Annotated in this window: 16 protein-coding genes; 4 read left to right on the top strand and 12 right to left on the bottom strand. The window is 64.2% G+C overall.

Going from position 1 to position 18,194, the window contains the following annotated elements; translation table 11 throughout:
• Positions 1-100: 100 nt before the first annotated feature.
• The 11 genes from KWG56_RS01200 to dgoD all read right to left on the bottom strand — a co-directional run bounded on the left by KWG56_RS01200 (position 101) and on the right by dgoD (position 11,794).
• Positions 101-1,435: a UDP-galactopyranose mutase gene (locus tag KWG56_RS01200; RefSeq protein WP_244999590.1), complete on the bottom strand. Its 1,335-nt coding sequence runs from the start codon at positions 1,433-1,435 to the stop codon at positions 101-103.
• A gap of 104 nt (positions 1,436-1,539) precedes the next feature.
• Positions 1,540-2,574 carry a glycoside hydrolase family 1 protein gene (locus tag KWG56_RS01195; RefSeq protein ID WP_219353406.1) on the bottom strand — a complete coding sequence of 345 codons (1,035 nt, stop codon included), beginning with the start codon at positions 2,572-2,574 and terminating at the stop codon, positions 1,540-1,542.
• A 270-nt stretch (positions 2,575-2,844) separates the two neighbouring features.
• Positions 2,845-3,861, bottom strand: coding sequence for a UDP-glucose 4-epimerase GalE (gene galE, locus KWG56_RS01190; protein ID WP_219355371.1), 1,017 nt, complete (start codon positions 3,859-3,861; stop codon positions 2,845-2,847).
• Between the two features lie 34 nt (positions 3,862-3,895).
• Positions 3,896-4,420 (bottom strand): hemerythrin domain-containing protein, encoded by a 525-nt coding sequence (locus KWG56_RS01185; protein ID WP_219353405.1) that lies wholly within the window; start codon positions 4,418-4,420, stop codon positions 3,896-3,898.
• Between the two features lie 183 nt (positions 4,421-4,603).
• Complete coding sequence (locus tag KWG56_RS01180; protein WP_219353404.1) at positions 4,604-4,855, bottom strand: hypothetical protein; 252 nt, start codon at positions 4,853-4,855, stop codon at positions 4,604-4,606.
• Positions 4,856-5,265: 410 nt separating this feature from the next.
• Positions 5,266-6,330 carry an aldose epimerase family protein gene (locus KWG56_RS01175; protein WP_219353403.1) on the bottom strand — a complete coding sequence of 355 codons (1,065 nt, stop codon included), beginning with the start codon at positions 6,328-6,330 and terminating at the stop codon, positions 5,266-5,268.
• Complete coding sequence (locus KWG56_RS01170) at positions 6,330-7,073, bottom strand: SDR family NAD(P)-dependent oxidoreductase (RefSeq protein ID WP_219353402.1); 744 nt, start codon at positions 7,071-7,073, stop codon at positions 6,330-6,332. The genes KWG56_RS01175 and KWG56_RS01170 overlap by 1 nt, the downstream gene beginning before the upstream one ends.
• A gap of 10 nt (positions 7,074-7,083) precedes the next feature.
• Positions 7,084-8,085 carry an L-arabinose ABC transporter permease AraH gene (araH, locus tag KWG56_RS01165; protein ID WP_219373673.1) on the bottom strand — a complete coding sequence of 334 codons (1,002 nt, stop codon included), beginning with the start codon at positions 8,083-8,085 and terminating at the stop codon, positions 7,084-7,086.
• Positions 8,086-8,103: 18 nt separating this feature from the next.
• Positions 8,104-9,621, bottom strand: a complete 1,518-nt coding sequence (gene araG / locus KWG56_RS01160; RefSeq protein WP_219353400.1) for an L-arabinose ABC transporter ATP-binding protein AraG — start codon at positions 9,619-9,621, stop codon at positions 8,104-8,106.
• Positions 9,621-10,616: a substrate-binding domain-containing protein gene (locus KWG56_RS01155; RefSeq protein ID WP_219353399.1), complete on the bottom strand. Its 996-nt coding sequence runs from the start codon at positions 10,614-10,616 to the stop codon at positions 9,621-9,623. Before KWG56_RS01155 ends, araG begins: the two co-directional genes overlap by 1 nt.
• A complete protein-coding gene (gene dgoD, locus KWG56_RS01150) occupies positions 10,610-11,794 on the bottom strand; it encodes a galactonate dehydratase (RefSeq protein WP_201101217.1) in 1,185 nt (394 codons plus the stop codon). The genes KWG56_RS01155 and dgoD overlap by 7 nt, the downstream gene beginning before the upstream one ends.
• A gap of 217 nt (positions 11,795-12,011) precedes the next feature.
• On the opposite strand from dgoD, the gene KWG56_RS01145 reads away from it, so the two are divergent.
• From KWG56_RS01145 to KWG56_RS01130, 4 genes are all read left to right on the top strand, one after another.
• The gene (locus tag KWG56_RS01145) at positions 12,012-12,893 is read left to right on the top strand and encodes an SMP-30/gluconolactonase/LRE family protein (protein WP_219353398.1); all 882 of its coding nucleotides are present in this window, start codon (positions 12,012-12,014) and stop codon (positions 12,891-12,893) included.
• A 15-nt stretch (positions 12,894-12,908) separates the two neighbouring features.
• A complete protein-coding gene (locus KWG56_RS01140) occupies positions 12,909-13,535 on the top strand; it encodes a 2-dehydro-3-deoxy-6-phosphogalactonate aldolase (RefSeq protein ID WP_219353397.1) in 627 nt (208 codons plus the stop codon).
• Positions 13,536-13,537: 2 nt separating this feature from the next.
• On the top strand, positions 13,538-14,452 hold the full coding sequence (locus KWG56_RS01135; protein ID WP_219353396.1) for a 2-dehydro-3-deoxygalactonokinase: 915 nt from the start codon (positions 13,538-13,540) through the stop codon (positions 14,450-14,452).
• Positions 14,453-14,520: 68 nt separating this feature from the next.
• Positions 14,521-15,252 (top strand): FadR/GntR family transcriptional regulator, encoded by a 732-nt coding sequence (locus KWG56_RS01130; protein WP_201101221.1) that lies wholly within the window; start codon positions 14,521-14,523, stop codon positions 15,250-15,252.
• A gap of 114 nt (positions 15,253-15,366) precedes the next feature.
• On the opposite strand, the gene KWG56_RS01125 is transcribed toward KWG56_RS01130, so the two are convergent.
• The gene (locus KWG56_RS01125) at positions 15,367-18,096 is read right to left on the bottom strand and encodes a TonB-dependent receptor (RefSeq protein WP_219353395.1); all 2,730 of its coding nucleotides are present in this window, start codon (positions 18,094-18,096) and stop codon (positions 15,367-15,369) included.
• Between the last annotated feature and the right edge of the window lie 98 nt (positions 18,097-18,194).

The raw sequence follows: 18,194 nt of genomic DNA, 5'->3' as shown, positions 1-18,194 counted from the left end.
GAAAGGGGGCGGCGTGCATTATCGCGTCACCTCGCTTCCGACGGTCTCCGCGAGGATCTGAATGCAGGCAGGCCTCGCGGGTGCTCATGGTTGCGGCCGCTTAACTACGGGCGGAGGCCGCGATATCTGGCAGCTCGGTCGCTATGACAGGCTGAATGCGATCCATCTTGCGATAAGTGGCGAGCGCCTGGCCGACAACCTGGTCCATGTTATAGTATCGGTAGGTCGCCAACCGCCCCGAAAAGATGACGTCCGGTCTAGCTTGCGCGAGTTTCTCATAGCGTTTGAACAGCGCCTGGTTTTCCGCGCGCGGGATCGGATAATAGGGGTCGCCCTCCGAGGTCGGATACTCGAAGGTCACGCTGGTCATCGGGTGGCTCTGGCCCGTTAGGTGTTTGTACTCGGTCACCCGCGTGTAAGGCGTCGCTTCGGCGGGCGAGTTCACCGTCGCTACCGACTGGAACCAGGGCCTGTCCAGCGTCTCGTGCTGGAACCGCAGCGAGCGGTAGGGCAGCGGCCCGTAGCAATGATCGAAGAATTCGTCGATCGGCCCTGTGTAGACCAGCTTGTCAAACGACACCCCATCGACGATATCGCGATAATCGAGCCCGGTCTCAACGCGGATGTTCTCGTGATCCAGCATCCGCTCGAACATTCTAGTGTAGCCTTCCAGCGGCATGGCCTGGAAGATGTCGGTGAAATAGCGGTCATCGGTATTGGTGCGCGTCGGTACGCGAGCGGTCACCGACTTGTCGAGTTCGGAGGGATCAAGCCCCCACTGCTTGCGTGTATAGCCTTGGAAAAAGGTCTCGTAGAGCTCGCGGCCTACGGCGGAGACGACGACGTCCTCGCTGGTCTTCACGACCTCAACCGGCTCGGCCCGCGACGCCAGCCAGGCCTCGGCAGCGTCGTCGTCATGCAAATCGAGACCGTACAGGAGGTTCAACGTCGTCCGGTTGATCGGCATCGGCACCAGTTTGCCATCCACGTCAGCCAGCTCGTCCATGTCATAAACCACCGCCGCCGCTTCGATCCCGCGGGTGAACAACAGCATCATCGGCGTATAGTACCAGAGGACCGGCCGCTCGATCTTACGCTGGGCCAGCAGACCCGCGATCAGCGTCTGGAGCGTCGCCGTGACTTCGCTCTCGGAAAGCCCGACAGGCAGCCGGGGAATCGCCACGACAACGCCGCTGGCCTCACAGGTACGCACCTGGACCCACGGCATAGACCCTTCATCCGGCAGCGCTTCCTCGACATAAATGACAGGCCGCGTTCGGGCGAACCGGGTCATCAGATGCTGCGGGCGCTGAAACACGAAGTCCCAGCGCAAGTGCGAGAAACAAACGACCGGATCGCGGCGCCCCTGCCCCGAGGTGAGATCGATGACTTCGGCCTGGGCCAGGGTGCGGTCTTCGGCGGCGATAGGCGACATTAGGCGTTACTCCCACTCGACCTGGGAGGCGACCCAATGTGGCGCGCGTCCCGAGGCATTATTATGCGGATTGAATTTGCAAACTGGGCGGCTTGGCGATGGGGTCATGCGGCCCACCCGCGCGGTGGGTCGTCCACCTCCGGGAAGAAGCAACGTCGGTCGTCGCGCGACCCCCCCCCCCCCGGGGTCGAGACGGTGCCCGCCCCTTCGCAGGAAACGGCCCTCAGCCGCTCTGCCAGCAAACCCGCGACCGGCTGGCCGGTCGACACGTCGAACACGCCGGGTTCGTATCGACCCTCGCGGCGCGTCAGCAAACTATCCCAGTCCACCGCGCCCAGCAGCGACCAAGCGGTCACCGCCTCGATGTCGAGACCCTCCTCGATCAGCGTCTGGGCATCCCTCCAACAGGCTTCGAACCACAGCACCTGATCGGCGGGATCCGCCCCGAGATGGCACTCCGTTACGGCCAGCGTCGCGCCATACCGGTCCCAGAGCGACCGCAGGCGCTCCCGCCACCCGCCCTGTCCACCGTGCAGGGCGCGCACCGCCTCGACATCCGCGTAAGCGAGCGATCCGTTGCCGCCGTGCGAGGCCTGCGGATAGCGCTCCAGGCGGTGATCGAGAAAACGATCGGACGTGACGTAGTGGTTAAGGCCGATGACATCGGGCCGACACGGGTCGTTCGCAATCTCATCCAGGCGGTCGCCGAGGCTTAACCTGAACAGGTGGTCATACAATGAATGCCCCTCGACGACGCGACCGAACAAAAGGTCCCAGGTCATCAGGCGACGGTCGTTTTCGAACCGGATTTGCGACGCCCAGACCTCGGTGCCAAAGGTTACGCCGAAGTCCTCGGTCTGAATCAGGCGAGCCTGCGGGATCACGGCCCGGATGGCCTGCATCGACAGCCGCGTGGCGTCGATCTGGTTCAGCAACGCGACCCAAAAATCCCGTTCGTCGCGTCGGTGAGGGTGCCAGTGGCCGTACAGCGCGCTGAACCGGGCGGTCGTCAGCGGCTCGTTGACTGGCGTCCAGTCCATGACCCAAGAATAGCGCTCCGCCGTTCGTGCCGCGTGCTCCGCCAATCCCTTGGCGAATTCCGGGTCCAGCAGATTGGTCCAAGGCCGGACCGGAGCCATGATGAATCAGGCCGACGATTGGCTGAAGTCCGAGCTCTCGAAGACGCTGCAGCCGCACATCTGGCCACGTCCAGTCACGTACGCCTCGCGTCGTCTCAGTCCGCTCCCAGAGCACGGGATAGCGCACGGCCGACAATCCGAGTGCGGCGAACGCATCAAGGTCTTCGATCCGATGCTCATGCCCCGTCAAAAGGGTTTGATCGCTCCAGATATCGCCAATACGGTTGACCGTGCACTCATGCCCGCCCCACAGCGCGGGACCTGCCCCCGTCACGCAACGCTCTTCAGAGAGGCCGGCGCACCGAACCGGCGATGGCGGCGCCAGGCGACGGCCGAGTCGACGATCGCCTGCAGATCCGTGAAGGCTGGCGTCCACCCCAATCGAGCCATCGCTCGGGACGGTTCGGCGACCAGCATCGGAGGATCTCCCGCGCGCCTCGGCCCTAGGGAATAGGCGGGTCTCCGACCGCAGGCCTTGGCGACGGCGTCGATGACCTCCATCACTGATGAGCCCCTGCCCCGGCCCAGGTTCATGGCCTCGAATCCTGACGCGCCCAACTCAACCTCGAGAGCCAGCACATGCGCCTGGGCCAGATCGGTGACATGGACATAGTCTCGAATGCAGAACCCATCGTCTGTCGGGAAATCGTCGCCAAACACCGTCAGGGGCTGGGTGGCATCAAGCGCGGCCTCGATGGCGAGCGGGATCAGGTGAGTTTCGGGATAGTGCGCCTCTCCGACCTGACCCTCCGCATCCACGCCGCTGGCGTTGAAGTAGCGCAGCGCGACCGCCGTCAACCCAAAGGCGGCGCAGTAGGCGGCTATCATCCGCTCTCCGGCCAGCTTGCTGTCACCATAGGGGTTGATGGGATTGAGGGAATCATCTTCGGACAGGGGCGAGTCGTTTGGCGGCGTCCCGTAACAGGCGGCGGTTGAGGAGAAGATCAGCCGCCCGACCTCGGCCGAGCGCATCGCCTCGAGCACGGCCGCGACGCCGTTCACATTGCAGTCCCAGTAGAGGTCCGGGCGGTGCACAGACTGGCCTACCTCGATCAGCCCTGCGAAATGGATCACACCGAACACGTCGTGGTCGGCCATGGCCTTGGTGAGACGCGCCGTGTCGCGGATGTCCCCGCGCACGAGCGGCCCCCACAGCACCGCCTCTTCATGCCCGTTGCTCAAATCGTCGTAGACCACGGGCGCGTAGCCGGTCTGGGCCAAGGCCTTGCAGGTATGCGAGCCTATGTAGCCAGCGCCACCCGTGACTAAAATCCCGCAGCTCGTCATCGCCACACCCCGATGACAAGGTGCATAGGCGCGCTCACGCTACGTACCGCTCGTATTCTTCGGCGTAGCGGGAGGTCAGACGCGCCTCATCCGGGGCGTTCTTCTTTAAGTCCAGGAACCAGCCGGACTCCTCTTGATACATGTGGGTCAGGACCGCGCCTTCAATGTGCTCCCACTTGTCGAGCCAGGCTGCCTGCGACGGCGGGATATTCTCCAGCTCAGCCATCTGGTTCTTGGCGACCGTCTGCTCGAGATAGGCTTGCGCCGCATGGGCCTTGTGATCGGCCTGACCGAGCGCGGGATAGAGGACCAATTCCTCCGCCAGGGAGTGGCCGTTCAGGATGATGGCCAGCGCCTTCATCGCCTCCTTGCGGTCAGCGGCGCTCCTCGCGACCCTGCCCACAGCGAAGCCTTCGCGGATCAGATCATGATGATCGAGGACAAGGCTGAGCCAGTCGCCGGGGGTCGCCGCTGACCTCGCTTCGGCGGTCGCCTGCGCGCGCTTTTCGTCATCGGGCTGGGGGGTCACGGCGGCGGCGATCTTGTCGATGATGGACATGTGTGTCTCCGGAATGTCAGCCCAAACAAGACCAGCCACCGGCGTTCGTTCCTATGTCGCGCACCCGACTCGCGCCCTGGGACGGGCATCCGCCATCGGCGACGGTCAGCCAATCGGCGCCCCTAGAGAGCCCCTGCACCTGAGTTAACTTGAACCAGTCAGGGATGTGTTGAGGGCTCGAGTTCAGGAAATCCCGTCCGTCTTATACGGGCGTTCGTGGCGAGCAGTCCGTTTGATGGAGAGGTCAGCCTGCTGGCTTTCGACTTCGCACCCATGCGTTGGTAGTCCTGTTGGACCTTCTGCAAACGGCGGATCGGCTGCAACCGCGATGTCGAAACCTTCGCCAGCCAACAGCGCGGCCAATTCTTGGCGGATGCCGGCAAAGTCGCAAGCCGTCAGGGCCGGAGGCCTGACGGTTTCGATCGTGCTTATCATTCATCGGAGATGTCTCGATGCTTTTAGTTGGGCGGAGAATTCCGCAACACTCGAACGTCCGCACCGCAAGACCCGCCCCTTAACTCCGCGATGCTCTCGCAGGTCGTGTGTCGTCTAACCGTCGCGCCAACGGCTTTGACCAAGCTCGCCAAGGCCGTCGACGGACAGCTGAGTCGCGTGCCGGTCATCGTGACTTCAAGGCCGATCCCTAGCCTCAAGCTCCATGCTGGTCAGGCTCAGACCACATGGTCACGCAGGGCTGCGGCGAGAGCTATGAGGCTGGGACGACGTCCCCTGCAGACGCCCTTTCCGCACATATTTGACCACGGCCTTTTGGAACTGAAGGTCTTGCCGGCTATTAGTCCACGACAATGGCTGGCGGGCCGAAGCATCGTCCATGGCAGGCAACCTCAAACTATCGAGAATCTCAGCTCGGTCCTTGAGTGAAAAGTCATGCCCGGATAGATCTGCGTCGTTGGGAAGTGCGGCTGGTTGGGCGTGTCCGGGAAATGTTGGGTCTCCAGACAGACGCCCGCAGCTGGATTGATCTGCTCGCCGTTTCGGCCCTCCAATTCGGGCAGGTAACCGCCTGAATAGACCTGCAGCCCCGGCTCCGTAGTCCAGACCTCAAGGCGACGCCCCGTCGCGGCGTGAGACAGGGTGGCGGCGTGTCGAGGAGCCTCTGCGGGTTGATCGCTCAGCACATAGTTGTGGTTCAGCCCCCGTGTTCCGGCCAGTGCGCCCTGTTGGATGACAGAGCCCAATCGACGCGGAGCCGTCAGGTCCAGCGCACCATCGCGGACTGGCGCGATTTCACCCGTCGGAATGCAGGCGTCATCGGCTGGGGTATAGCGGTCGGCCAAGACCGTTATTTCATGCTCTTGGATGGTTCGTTCCACTCCGGCCGCGAGATTGAAATAGGGGTGGGTCGTCAGGTTGATATGGGTCGGGCGATCCGTTGTGGCGCAGTAGCGCAGGATCAGGGTGTTCGCATCTGACGAAACCACGACCTCAAGCGAGACGGAGACGGCGCCAGGGAAGCCCTGATCGCCGTCAGGACTGTGATGGATCAGGCGCACGCCGATCTCACCGACCAAAGGCGTCATGGTCCAGACCGCCTGATTGAACCCCACAGGTCCGCCGTGCAGTTGGTTGTCACCTTCGTTGGCGGCCAGCCGATATTCCTGCCCGTCCAGCGTGAAACGCGCGCCGCCGATGCGATTGGCGTAGCGGCCAACAGTGGCGCCGAAGTAAGGGCCCGCCGCGCGATAGGCGTCGGTCAGATAATCTTCCAGCGCCGCGAACCCCAGCACGGTCTCACCGGGCGTTCCGTCACGATCCGGCGCCAGGATGGAGACGATGCGAGCGCCATAGTCGCTGATCTTCGCCTCGAAGCCGCGACCATTGCTCAGGGTCGCCAACTGGACCGGGCGACCGTCATCCAGCCGCCCCCAGGGCTTGATCTCGACGCCCATCAGAGCTTGGCCAGGCGACCGCCGTCGACCTCCATCGACACGCCGGTGACGAACCGGGCGTCGTCCGAGGCCAGGAAAAGGACTGGTCCGGCGACATCATCCGGCTGGCCCACATCACCGGGCGCCAGCACCTCTGCGCCCGATGCGATATTGGGACTGTCCCACAGCATGGGGGTGTCGATGGCCCCGGGAAGGATAGCGTTGACGCGAATGCCCTTGGCGCGACCTTCAATGGAGGCTGTGCGGGTCAGGCTGAGCAAGCCCGCCTTGGCCGCGGCGTAGGGGGCGACATCCGGGCTGGTCTGACGCGCGTGGATCGAGGCGATGTTCACCACCGATCCGCCCGGCTGCATCAGACGTAGGGCATGGCCGGTCAGCAGGGCCGCGCCGATCAGGTTGACGTTCAACAGCCGACGCCAGTCGTCGCCGGTCAGTTCGGCAATGGGGCGATAGATCATCTGGCCCGCGACATTGACCACGACATCCAGACTGCCGTGACGATCAACCGAAGCCTGCACCGCTGCTGCAACTGCCGCCTCATCACCGATGTCGCAGGCCAGAGACAGGACGTCAGCCGCGCCCAAGATCTTCAGTTCCGCCACGACCTCCCCGCCCTGATCGGCATTCAGATCCAGCAGCGTCAGACGCGCGCCTTCGGCGGCAAAGCGGCGGGCAACGGCCAGACCGATGCCGCCCAGGGCACCGGTGATGATGACGGCGCGGTTTTCGAAACGAGGCTTCATGGACGCGGACTCAGGCTTTGGAAGGCGTGGAGGCAGAAGCGCGGCGGCGCAGCAAACCGGTGCTCAACAGACCCGGCGACTGGCGCAGGCGGTCAAACATCACCGCCGCCAGCAGAATGCCGCCCCGCACCACGAACTGGTAGAAGGTCGGCACGTCCAGCAGGTTCAGCGCATTCTGGGCCGCGCCCATGATCAGAACCCCGACAATGACGCCGGTGATGGTGGCGATGCCGCCAGACAGCGAAACCCCGCCCAGCACGCAGGCCGAGATGACCGCAAGCTCCAGCCCCTGACTGGTATTCGGCTGACCACTGGTGATGCGCGAGGCTAGGACGATGCCTGCCACGCCCGCCGCCAGACCCTGCAGCACGAAGACCAGAACCCGGACGCGATTCACGGGAACCCCGGCCAGACGCGCGGCTTCGGGGTTACCGCCGATGGCCAGGACATTGCGGCCGAACACTGTGCGGTTCAGGACGATGGCGAAAACCACGAAACAGATCAGCGCAATCCAGATCGGATAGTTGATGCCCAGGAACGACCCGGAACCCAGCACATAGAACCGCTCGACCGGGATCGAGACCGCTTCACCGCCCGACACCAGGAAGGCCAGACCACGCACGATCTCCATGGTCGCCAGGGTGACGATCAGGGAGTTCAGCTTGAACTTGGCCACGACGAAACCGTTCATCAGCCCGACCAGCGCTCCCGCCGTCAGCCCCGCGCCGACGCCCAGCAGGATGCTGTTGGTCGAGGCCATGACCACCGCACAGAGCACGCCCGCCAGCGCGGTTGTCGAGCCGACCGACAGGTCAACCTCTCGCAGCGCCAGAACCAGCATCATGGTCGGGGCGATGGTGCCGACCAGGGTCACGGACAGGATCAGACCCCGCATGTTCCGCACGCCCAGGAAATCAGGCACGAAGACAGAAAGCAGGACAAACAGAACCGCCAGCATCACCAGAGGTCCGGCGGCGCTGAAGCGACGAATTGAGGACAGAGGGTTCGACATCATCGGACTTTCGGACAATCAGACGGAACCGGCGGCGTCGGGCAGCGCCAGCCTGAGAAGAAAATCGGGCGTGGCCTCGTCGCGCGACACGATGCCTGCGACTGCGCCTTCGCACATGACCACGATACGGTCGGCAACACCCATCACCTCGGGCATGTCGCTGGAGGCGAACAGGACCGTCTTGCCGCTTTCGGCCAGACGATAGATGTGGCCATAGATTTCGCTGCGGGCGCCGACGTCGATGCCCCGTGTCGGCTCATCCATCAGCAGGATGTCGGACTCAGCCGCCAGCCAGCGGGCGATGACCGCCTTTTGTTGATTACCGCCTGACAGGGAGCCGATGGCGGTCGCCGCCGAGGCGGTCTTGACCCGCATCAGGGCGATCAGGTCATCGGCCTGTTTCGCCTCTGCGCCCATATTCAGGAAGGCCTTGATGCGCCCGCCCAGATTACGCGGCGCAACGACGATGTTTTCACGTACTGAACCCAGCGGGAAGATGGCCTCCCCTTTCCGGTCCTCAGGACACAGGGCCATACCGGCGGCGATGCCGTCACGCGGGCTGTTAACCGCTGCAGCCGCGCCGTGCAGACGCACCCGGCCAGCTGTCGGGGCCACGGCACCGTACAGCAGCTTGAACAGCTCAGACCGCCCGGCACCGACCAGGCCGAAGAAGCCCAGAATCTCGCCCTTACGCGCGGTGACATCGACCGGACGGCTTAGCCCCGGCCCCAGCAGGCCTTCAGCCGCGATCACCTCATCGCCCAGGGGACGGGCGCGATAGTCGTAGATGTCGGCGATGGCGCGCCCCGCCATATCGGAAATCAACTGCGCCTCAGGCAGATCCGCCATGCGCGGATAGTCGACCACATGGCGCCCGTCACGCAGGACCGTGACGCTGTCGCACAGGGCGAAGACCTCCTCCATCCGATGGCTGACATAGAGGATGGCGCGCCCCTCGGCGGCGAGGTCGCGGATGATCCGCATCAGGGTTTGGGTCTCGCGCGCGCTGAGCGAACTGGTCGGTTCGTCAAAGGCGATGATGCGGGCGTCGCGCAGCAGCGCCTTGCCGATCTCGATCATCTGACGCTTGCCGATAGACAGGGCGCTGACCGGCGTGTCGGGGTCGATGTCTTCGCCCAGCCGCTTCAGGATTTCAGCGGCTTTTGCTCGGATGGCAGCCTTGTCCAGCAGGCCGCCCCTGGTGGGATAGGCACCCAGCAGCAGGTTTTCCGCGACGCTCATGTCCGGCGCCAGATGCAGTTCCTGGTGGATGATCGACACACCCGCCGCAGCGCTGTCGCGCGGGGACGCAAAGGCGACCGGTTCGCCCGCGACCGTCAGGCCGCCGCTGTCAGGCCGATACTCGCCCGCCAGAATCTTCAACAGGGTGGACTTGCCCGCCCCGTTCTCGCCCATCAGGGCGCGGATCTCGCCCGGACGCACCGAGAAACTGACCCCGTCCAGCGCCACGACGCCGGGAAAAACCTTGCCGACGCCGGAATATGAAAGCAGCGCCCCTTCCTCCCTTGGGGTCATTACGCCTTCTCCGCCGCAAGCAACTGTCTAAAGTTTTCCCGCGTCATCATCGTCCCTGTTGTCAGGGTCAGTGGCGCGGGCCGAATATCTCGTGTGATCCAGTCGTACATGGCCGACGCCGTGTCATAGCCATGCTTGCGTGGACTGAGCAGAACCGAGCCGAAGAAGCCGGTCGGCCTGGCCTTGACGAACTCGGCCTCCGCCGTGCCCGATCCGCCGATGCCCACGCCGATGACACTGTCGGCGCCCAGTTTCAGCCCTTCGGCGGCGCGCACGCCGCCCAGAACCGCCTCGTCGTTCAGGCCGACCATGATCCAGTTGCGCAGATCCGGGCGACGCGTCAGCACTGGTGATGCCGCCGTGAAACCGCCTTCGGTGTCCGTCGTGCGCTGAGGTGCATCGACGATATTGGCGGCAGGCACGCCGGCCTTCAGCAGCGCGCTGCGGGCGCCGAAGGTGCGTTCGCGCGCCGTTTCCAGACTATCGAAGGCGATGCGCAGCACGCCGATCTGATCCGTCTTCCAGCCACGCCGGTGGGCTTCATCCAGCGCGGACGTTCCGGCCAATTCGCCGATCTTGAAGGCCGAGATGCCGACGTGCGGGATGTCTTCGATCGGCTGACCTGTCGGGCCGACCAGGCGGTCGTCCACGGACATGAGCTTCAGGTTGTTGACCTTGGCGCGCTGGAAGATGGCCGTGCCAAGTCTGGGGTCCGGCGCGCAGATGACAAAGCCGCCTGCGTTCTTGGCCGCCAGATTGTCGATCGCTGTCAGCACCCGGTCGCCATCGGTCGCACCGATGCGGATCAGGTTGAAGCCGCGTGCGACCGCTGCCTGTCCGGCATAGCGCCATTCATCCTGGAACCACTGCTCCTCGGGCTGTTTGACGATGAAGCCGATGCGGACGCGCTCGTCACGCGGCTGACAGGCCCCCAACAGGGAGGCCGCACCGCCGGCCGCTGCACCCAGCAACAGATGACGACGACCGATCACCATTCGCGGAAACTCCCGTCGGCACCGCGCCAGATCGGGTTGCGCCAGTTGTGCGGCTGGGCCGCCACTTCACGCACAAGCTCCTCGTTGATCTCGACGCCCAGCCCGGCTCCAGCCAGAGCCTCAACCATGCCGTCCTTCACGTCGAAGACCTCGGGGTTACGCATATAACTGAGCAGATCGTGACCGACGTTGTAGTGGATGCCCAGCGACATTTCCTGAATGACGAAATTCGGCGTCGTCAGGGCCAGTTGCATGCAGGCGCCCAGAGCAATCGGTCCCAGCGGACAGTGCGGCGCGACCGCCACATCATAGGCCTCGGCCATGGTGGCGATGCGTCGGCACTCCGACAGGCCACCGGCGTGGCTAAGATCCGGCTGGATCACATCCACCGCCCCGGATTCGAAGAAGGGCTTGTATTCCCACCGGCTGTAGAGACGCTCGCCCAGGGCAATGGGCAGGGTCGTCAGGCGTGACAACTGGATCAGCCCTTCGATGTTTTCGGACAGCAGCGGCTCTTCGATGAACAGCGGACGGTGCGGCTCCAGCGCCGCCGCCAATTGCTTTGCCATGGGCTTGTGGACCCGGCCGTGGAAGTCCAGCGCCACATCCATGTCCAGCGCACGAACCGCGGCGACCCGTTCCAGCGCCGCATCGAACGCATGGGCACCGTCCAGCCAGCCGATCTCCTCGGTGGCGTTCATCTTCACGGCCTTGAAGCCCTGCGCCAGCCGGGCCTGGGCGGCCTCGACCACGTCATTGGGCCGGTCGCCGCCAATCCAGGCATAGACCGGCACGCGGTCGCGCACCCGTCCGCCCAGCAACTGCCAGACCGGCACGCCGAACCGGCGGCCCTTCAAATCCCACAGCGCCTGATCCAGCCCCGACAGGGCCGACATCAGCACCGCACCGCCACGATAAAAGCCGCCGCGATAGGCGATCTGCCACACGTCCTCGATCCGCTCGGCATCCGCGCCGATGAACCGGTCCCGCAGGGACGCGAAAGCGCCGTCCACCGCCTCGGCATGGCCTTCAAGACTGGCCTCGCCCCAACCCACGGCGCCATCACGCGTTTCGACACGCACGAACAGCCAGCGCGGTGCCACAGCGAATGTCTCGATGCGCACGATCTCGCGCGACCGTGTCGCGCCGACGGTCAGGTCTCCAAAATCCTCAGTCATGGTCACGTTGTCCGACTGGGACGGGGGACAGGACATCCCGCATCAGGGCCTCGCTCAATCTCGCCGGGCGACGCCACGCCGCCCCTGAAGCCTATGGGTAGAATGCCAAAACAGAGGTCGTCAATCTTTTATCATATAAATATGCAATATGGACATTCACCGGCCCGTTCGCCTAGTTTCTCAGCCCTCAAGTGACGCGCACCCGGAGCCGCCCGCCATGACCACCGCCGCCCAGACGCGCGCCGACTATGCCGTGATCGCCCGCCCGGACCGCGACCTTCTGGGCGAAGGACCGCTGTGGTCGGCCCGCGAGAACGCCCTCTATTGGGTGGACATCAAGGCCCCGCGCGTGAACCGGCTGTCGCTGGCGAGCGGTGCGGTCCAGACCTGGTCCATGCCCGAGCAGATCGGCTGGCTGATTGAACGACGCGAGACGCCCGGCTTCATCGCGGGCTTCAAGAGCGGCTTCGCCCAACTGACGCTGGAGCCCCTGTCGATCACCCCCATCGGCGCGCCGGAACCTCACCTGCCCGACAACCGCATGAACGACGCCAAGGCGGACCGTCATGGACGCATCTGGGCGGGCACAATGGACCAGCGCAGCGGTCCGCAGCCGCAAGGGTCTCTCTATCGTCTGGACACGGACCTGACCTGGCGCACCGCCGACAGCGGCTATCGCATCGCCAACGGCCCGACTTTCAGCCCGGACGGCCAGACCCTCTATCATACCGACAGTGCGGCAGGCGTCGTCTATCGCTTCGATGTCACCGAAGAGGGCACGCTGCAAAACCGCCAGACCTTCGTCACGCTGGGCGATGGAGAAAGCCCGGACGGCATGACCACTGACGCTGAAGGCGGCGTCTGGATTGCCATATGGGACGGTGCGCGCGTCAGCCGCTACAGCCCTGAGGGCGTCCTGGACCGCTCCATCCCCCTGCCCGCTCGCCAGATCACCAGCTGCACTTTCGCCGGGCCGGATCTGGATCGGATGTTCGTAACCTCCGCTGCCATCGGGTGTGAGGATGAGGCTCTGGCGGGCGCTCTGTTTGAAATTGATCCCGGCGTACGCGGCCTTGCGCCCTACGCCTTTGGCGGCTGAAGGAGCCTGCACCTCATGATCCAGTGGACCGAAGTCCTTGATACCCTGCCGCTGGTGGCGATCCTGCGCGGCCTGACGCCGGACGAGGCCGTACCGGTTGGCGAAGCCCTCTATGAAGCCGGGTTCAGATGCCTGGAGGTGCCACTGAACTCGCCCTCGCCGCTGGACAGCATCCGACGTCTGGCCGACGCCCTGGGCGACCGGGCCATCGTTGGCGCAGGCACAGTGCTGAACGCACAGGCGGTGCGTGACGTCGCTGATGCGGGCGGCCAGATCATCATCTCGCCCAACACCAATGTCGATGTGATCCGCACGGCCAAGGCAGCGGGCCTGATCTCCTTCCCCGCCTTCTACACCGCCTCCGAGGCCTTCACCGCCATCGACGCGGGCGCGGATGCGCTGAAGCTGTTTCCGGCCGAGACCGCAGGCCCCTCGACACTGAAGGCGTTGAAGGCGGTCCTGCCCAAGACCACGCCGGTCTTCCCGGTCGGCGGGGTCGATCCTGGGAACATGAACACCTGGCGCGACGCCGGTGCGGACGGCTTCGGCATCGGCAGCGCCCTGTTCAAACCGGGTCGCACAGTCGCCGAGGTGCGCGCCGCCGCTAACGCCTTCGTCGCCGGTTGGCGTGGCGGCGCCTGATCATGGCGGCGAATGATCTGACCGTTCTGGGCGACTGGGGCACCACACGCTTGCGCCTGAGCCTGTTCGATGCCGAGGGCCGCCTTGTGGACCGTGCAGAGGGCGCCGGCATCGGCGACCGCGAAGCCACGCCCGCCGAAACCCTGAGCCGCGCGCTCAAACCGTGGCGGGGCGCGCACGGCGTCTCGCGCGTGCGCCTGTGCGGCATGGCAGGCTCAGTGAACGGTCTGGTCGAAGCCCCCTATGCTCCCTGCCCCGCTGGCGTCGAGGATTGGGCGCATGGTGCGGTTCAGGCCCCGCTGGAAGACTATGACATCCGCATCGCACCAGGCGTCGCCGGTTCGACGCCAGACGGCACCCCCGATGTGATGCGGGGGGAAGAGACACAGATCTTCGGCGCGCTCAGTCTGTCACCCGATCTTGCCAGGGGCGAACATCTGTTGGCCCTGCCCGGCACGCACGGCAAATGGGCGCAGATCGTGGATGGCCGCATCGTCGCCTTCCAGACCTTCCTGACCGGCGAACTGTTTGCTCTGTTGAAGGACCGCTCGACCCTGTTGATGGGGGCCCAGCCGACGGCTGCCGACATCGCCGCAGACGAAGCCCGCGCTGGTTTCGCTGACGGACTGACGCGGGGCGCCCAGGGCGATCTAGCCAGCGCCTTGTTCGCCGTCCGCAGTCATCGCCTGCGGTCCAACTGGAGCACCGCCCGGGCCGAAGCCTATCTGTCCGGCCTGATCATCGGCACCGAAGCCGCTGAGGCGTTGACCGCCTTTGGGGATCTGCCGATCACACTGATCGGTGCGGAGACCCTGACGACGCGCTATGTCCAAGCTCTCCAGACACTGGGTCGTCAGGCGGCGCAAATGGATGGCGACGCGGCCTCATTGGCCGGGCTGCGTCGTCTTGTCGATTGAACCCCACCCGACATCTGGCCGAACAACAATCAGTTGCGAACCTCCGCCATATTTGCCAGCAGTGATGCATGAACGCCCCTGACCCCAAGGAAATCCGCACATCTTTGGGTCGTAACCTGACTTACGGCCTGCTGGACTCATTGGGGAAGATGATCGTCACCGGCGCGTTCAACGACCGCCCCTTCCCGATCGAGGCCGAACTGGCCAAACAGCACGGCGTCAGCCGTTCGGTGACGCGTGAAGCGGTCAAGATGCTGACGGCCAAGGGCCTGCTCAGCGCGCGCCCACGCCAGGGCACCATCATCACGCCGCAGGAGGCGTGGAACCTGTTCGACACCGATGTGCTGCGCTGGTTGTTGGAGCGGAAATTCTCGCTGTCCCTGCTGCGCCAGTTCACCGAACTGCGCGTCAACATCGAGCCGGGCGCCGCGCGCCTGGCCGCCCAGGCCGGTAGCGACGAGGGCCATGAACTGATCCGCCGCGCCTTCGCCCGGATGGAGGCCGCTGAACGCGGCGACGACAACGCCCTGTGGTCAGATATCGCCTTCCACGTCTCCATCCTGGAGGCATCCGGAAACCCCTTCTACGCCCAGTTCCGCGAAGTCGTGGCGACGGCGCTGCAGACCTCTATCCAGTTCACCAACCGCTATCGCGGCTCCAATGCCAGCCTGCCTGCGCACAAGGCCGTCCTTGACGCCATCGTTGCGCGTGACGCCGAACTGGCCGCCACGACCATGCACGGCCTGATCAATGATGTTCTGGTGCTGATCCAGGAAGCGACAGCCCTGTCGGCCGAATAGGCATATCTGCGGACGGCGTACCTGCTGTCGCACCCCCATCACCATACTCAAAAAAGAAAGGCCGGACGATCGCTCGTCCGGCCGAAGTGCGCTCAAGAAGGGGGACTTGGAGCGTTAGAAGGTAGCCCGCACGCCCACAGTCACGCGGCGGCCTGTATCCTCCAGCTGGATCAGGCGCTCCTCGTAGATCGAGTAGCTGCGGTTATGCTTGTTGGTCAGGTTGATGGCCTCGGCGAAGACCGAGATATTGTCGGTCACCTTGTAGCTGCCGCTCAGGTCATACTGACCGTAAGCGCCGACATTCTCGGGCTGACCGTTGGCGCCGAAGGTGCGACGCAGGAACTTGTCACGCCAGTTGTAGGCGACACGGAACTGGATCGGACCCTTTTCGTAGAAGCCAACCAGGTTGGCCGTGTCCGACAGACCTTCGACGTTGAAGGTCTGGCTGCTCAGCGACGGGTCGAAACCAATGCTGCTCTCAACCTTGGTGTAGTTGGCCGACACGCCCAGACCGTCGAACGGCGCTGGCAGTTGGTCGAAGGTGTACTGGACGGCCGCTTCGAAGCCATAGACCTCTGCCGATTCCGCATTGGTCGGCTGGGTCTGCAGGAACGGATAACCAAAGAACTCGGTTGGCGTCGTGACCAGCGACACGAAGTTCGACACGTCCTTATAGAAGACCGCGATGCTGGCGTAGGAGGCGCGGTTGATGAACCAGTCCAGACCCACATCGCCGTTCCAGGCCAGATAGGGCTTCAGATAGGGGTTGCCGCCGCTGACTGTGCTGGATTGCGGCGGTCGGAAGTCGAACGACTGCGACAGGCGCAGATTAGTCAGGGTCGGGCGGGTCAGGGTGCGCGACGCAGCCCCCCGCAGCACGATGTCGTCGGTGATGTTGTATCGGGCCGAAATCGACGGCAGCAGATAGCCATAGGTGCTGTTTGCAGACACCGGCACCGGCGGAGAATAGGTCGGATCGGCCGAGGTCGGGTCACCCGGACGCGGCTTGATCGACAACAGTTGCCGCGAGTTACCCTCGGCCGTCAGATCCGTATAGACGTAACGCAGACCCGCAATGGCGGACCAACGGTGGTCGTTGTGATAGCCGCCGAACTCAGCCTGGGCGTATATAGCGCCCGAGGTTTCAGCTACCGACCCCGAACCCAGAGCATCATACTGAGGTGCCAGGCTGTTGTTGTTGGCCTGATAGACAGCGCGGAATGCAGCCTCTGCGGCCGGGTCATTGCGCTGGCTGATTGCGGCGTCGCTGCCGTAGTAGGCGACCAGCTTGGCCAGGTCGTAGTCCAGCCAGCTCATGTCGCCGCTGCCCAGAATATTGCCGGCGTGGAAGACGCTGGTGATGTCCGCAGGCATGGAGGCGTAATACCCGCAGTAGAAGCAACCCAGCGGATCGGGCGTCAGCAGCGAGGTGATGTCCTTCTTGCGATAGGTCGCCAGGCCACCGACCTTGATGGTCTGCAGCACGCCTTCGAAGTCACGACGATAATCCAGGTTCAGCTGGGTGACCGCATCCGTCACCTCCCCGCCCCGCTCGGAGCAGCAGTGCAGGACCAGACGCGATGGATCCGTCGGCGACAGCACATTCGTCATGGTCGGCAGACCGCCCGCGTTCAGGTCGAACGTCGGGTTGAAGCCGGTGTTGCGCGAACCGATGACGTAGAAGACCGACTTGTTCTGGTCCGTCGCCTGCGAATGGGACAGGTCGACATCCAGGACCGAGCGATCGTCGGGCGTATAGCGAGCGTGCAGGGCCAGTTGATAGGTCTTGGCGTCACGCGGCGAGTCGAAGACGATCTGGTCGGTCGCCAGACCGCCACTGGCCGAGCGCACGAAATGGGTGACGGTGCCATTTCCATTAGCCGTCGCCGAAACGATGTCGCTTGGATCGGTGTAATAGCCAAGCTGGTTCGAGCGCGAGTTCACGCGTAGCTGCGTGTAGAGGGCGTCCGCCGTCAGCTTCAGCTTGTCATTGACCACCCAGTCCAGAGCCAGGGTGCCGCCGATACGCTCGCGGTGGCTGTTCTCCACCGTGTAGTTCAGCGTACGCGGCAGGGCGACATTGGCCAGATCAATCGTCTTGTCACCATTGAAGTCCAGGTTTTGGCCCGCAATCCAGCCGCCAGTGTTGATGTTGGTGGCGCGCGAGTCACGCTCATCATAGGCCAGGCTGAACAGGGCACCGAAATCACGCGCCGCGTTGCTGCCGCTGGCGACCATCGAGAAGGTCGGCGTGGTGCGATCCGCCGTGCTGTCGGTCTTGGCAGCGGCGCTGCCGGCGAAATGATAGCCGGGACGATCCAGCGGACGCGCCGTGCGCACGATGACGGTCGAGCCGATGCCGCCTTCCTGCTGCACCGCGTCCGACGACTTATAGACCTCGGCACCGCTGATCAGTTCAGAAGCCAGAATGTCGAAGCTGAACTCGCGGCCCGCATTCTCGGTGGCCAGCAGACGGTTGTTCAGCAGTACCGTATTGAACTCGGGCCCAAAGCCGCGAACCGTGATGAACTTGCCTTCGCCGCCGCTGCGGTCGATGGACACGCCGGTGATCCGCTGCAGGGATTCAGCCACGTTCTGATCAGGGAATTTGCCGATGTCCTCAGCGGCGATGGAGTCGACCACGCCGACCGTGTTGCGCTTCACATCCAGAGCGCGCGCAAGGCTGGCGCGGGTGCCGGTTACGACGATCTCGTCCACGGTTGATGGCTGCGCTGCGGCACCAGACGGAGCCGTCTGTGCGAGAGCCGGAGCCGCGACAAAAAGAGCAAGGGCGCTTGCGCCATGCAGCAGGACAGCGCCGCCGCGACGATGACTATCTTTCATTTCTCTCCCCAGAGACATGCATTTGAAGTGCCGAACCGCGCCCTTTCCGAGCGTCGATAAAAGCAATATCTCATAAATATGATAAATCGGAACTAAAA

Origin of the sequence: Brevundimonas nasdae (genome assembly GCF_019395145.1) — a bacterium.
Lineage (GTDB): Bacteria > Pseudomonadota > Alphaproteobacteria > Caulobacterales > Caulobacteraceae > Brevundimonas > Brevundimonas nasdae.
This window is presented reverse-complemented; position numbering and strand designations above follow the sequence as displayed.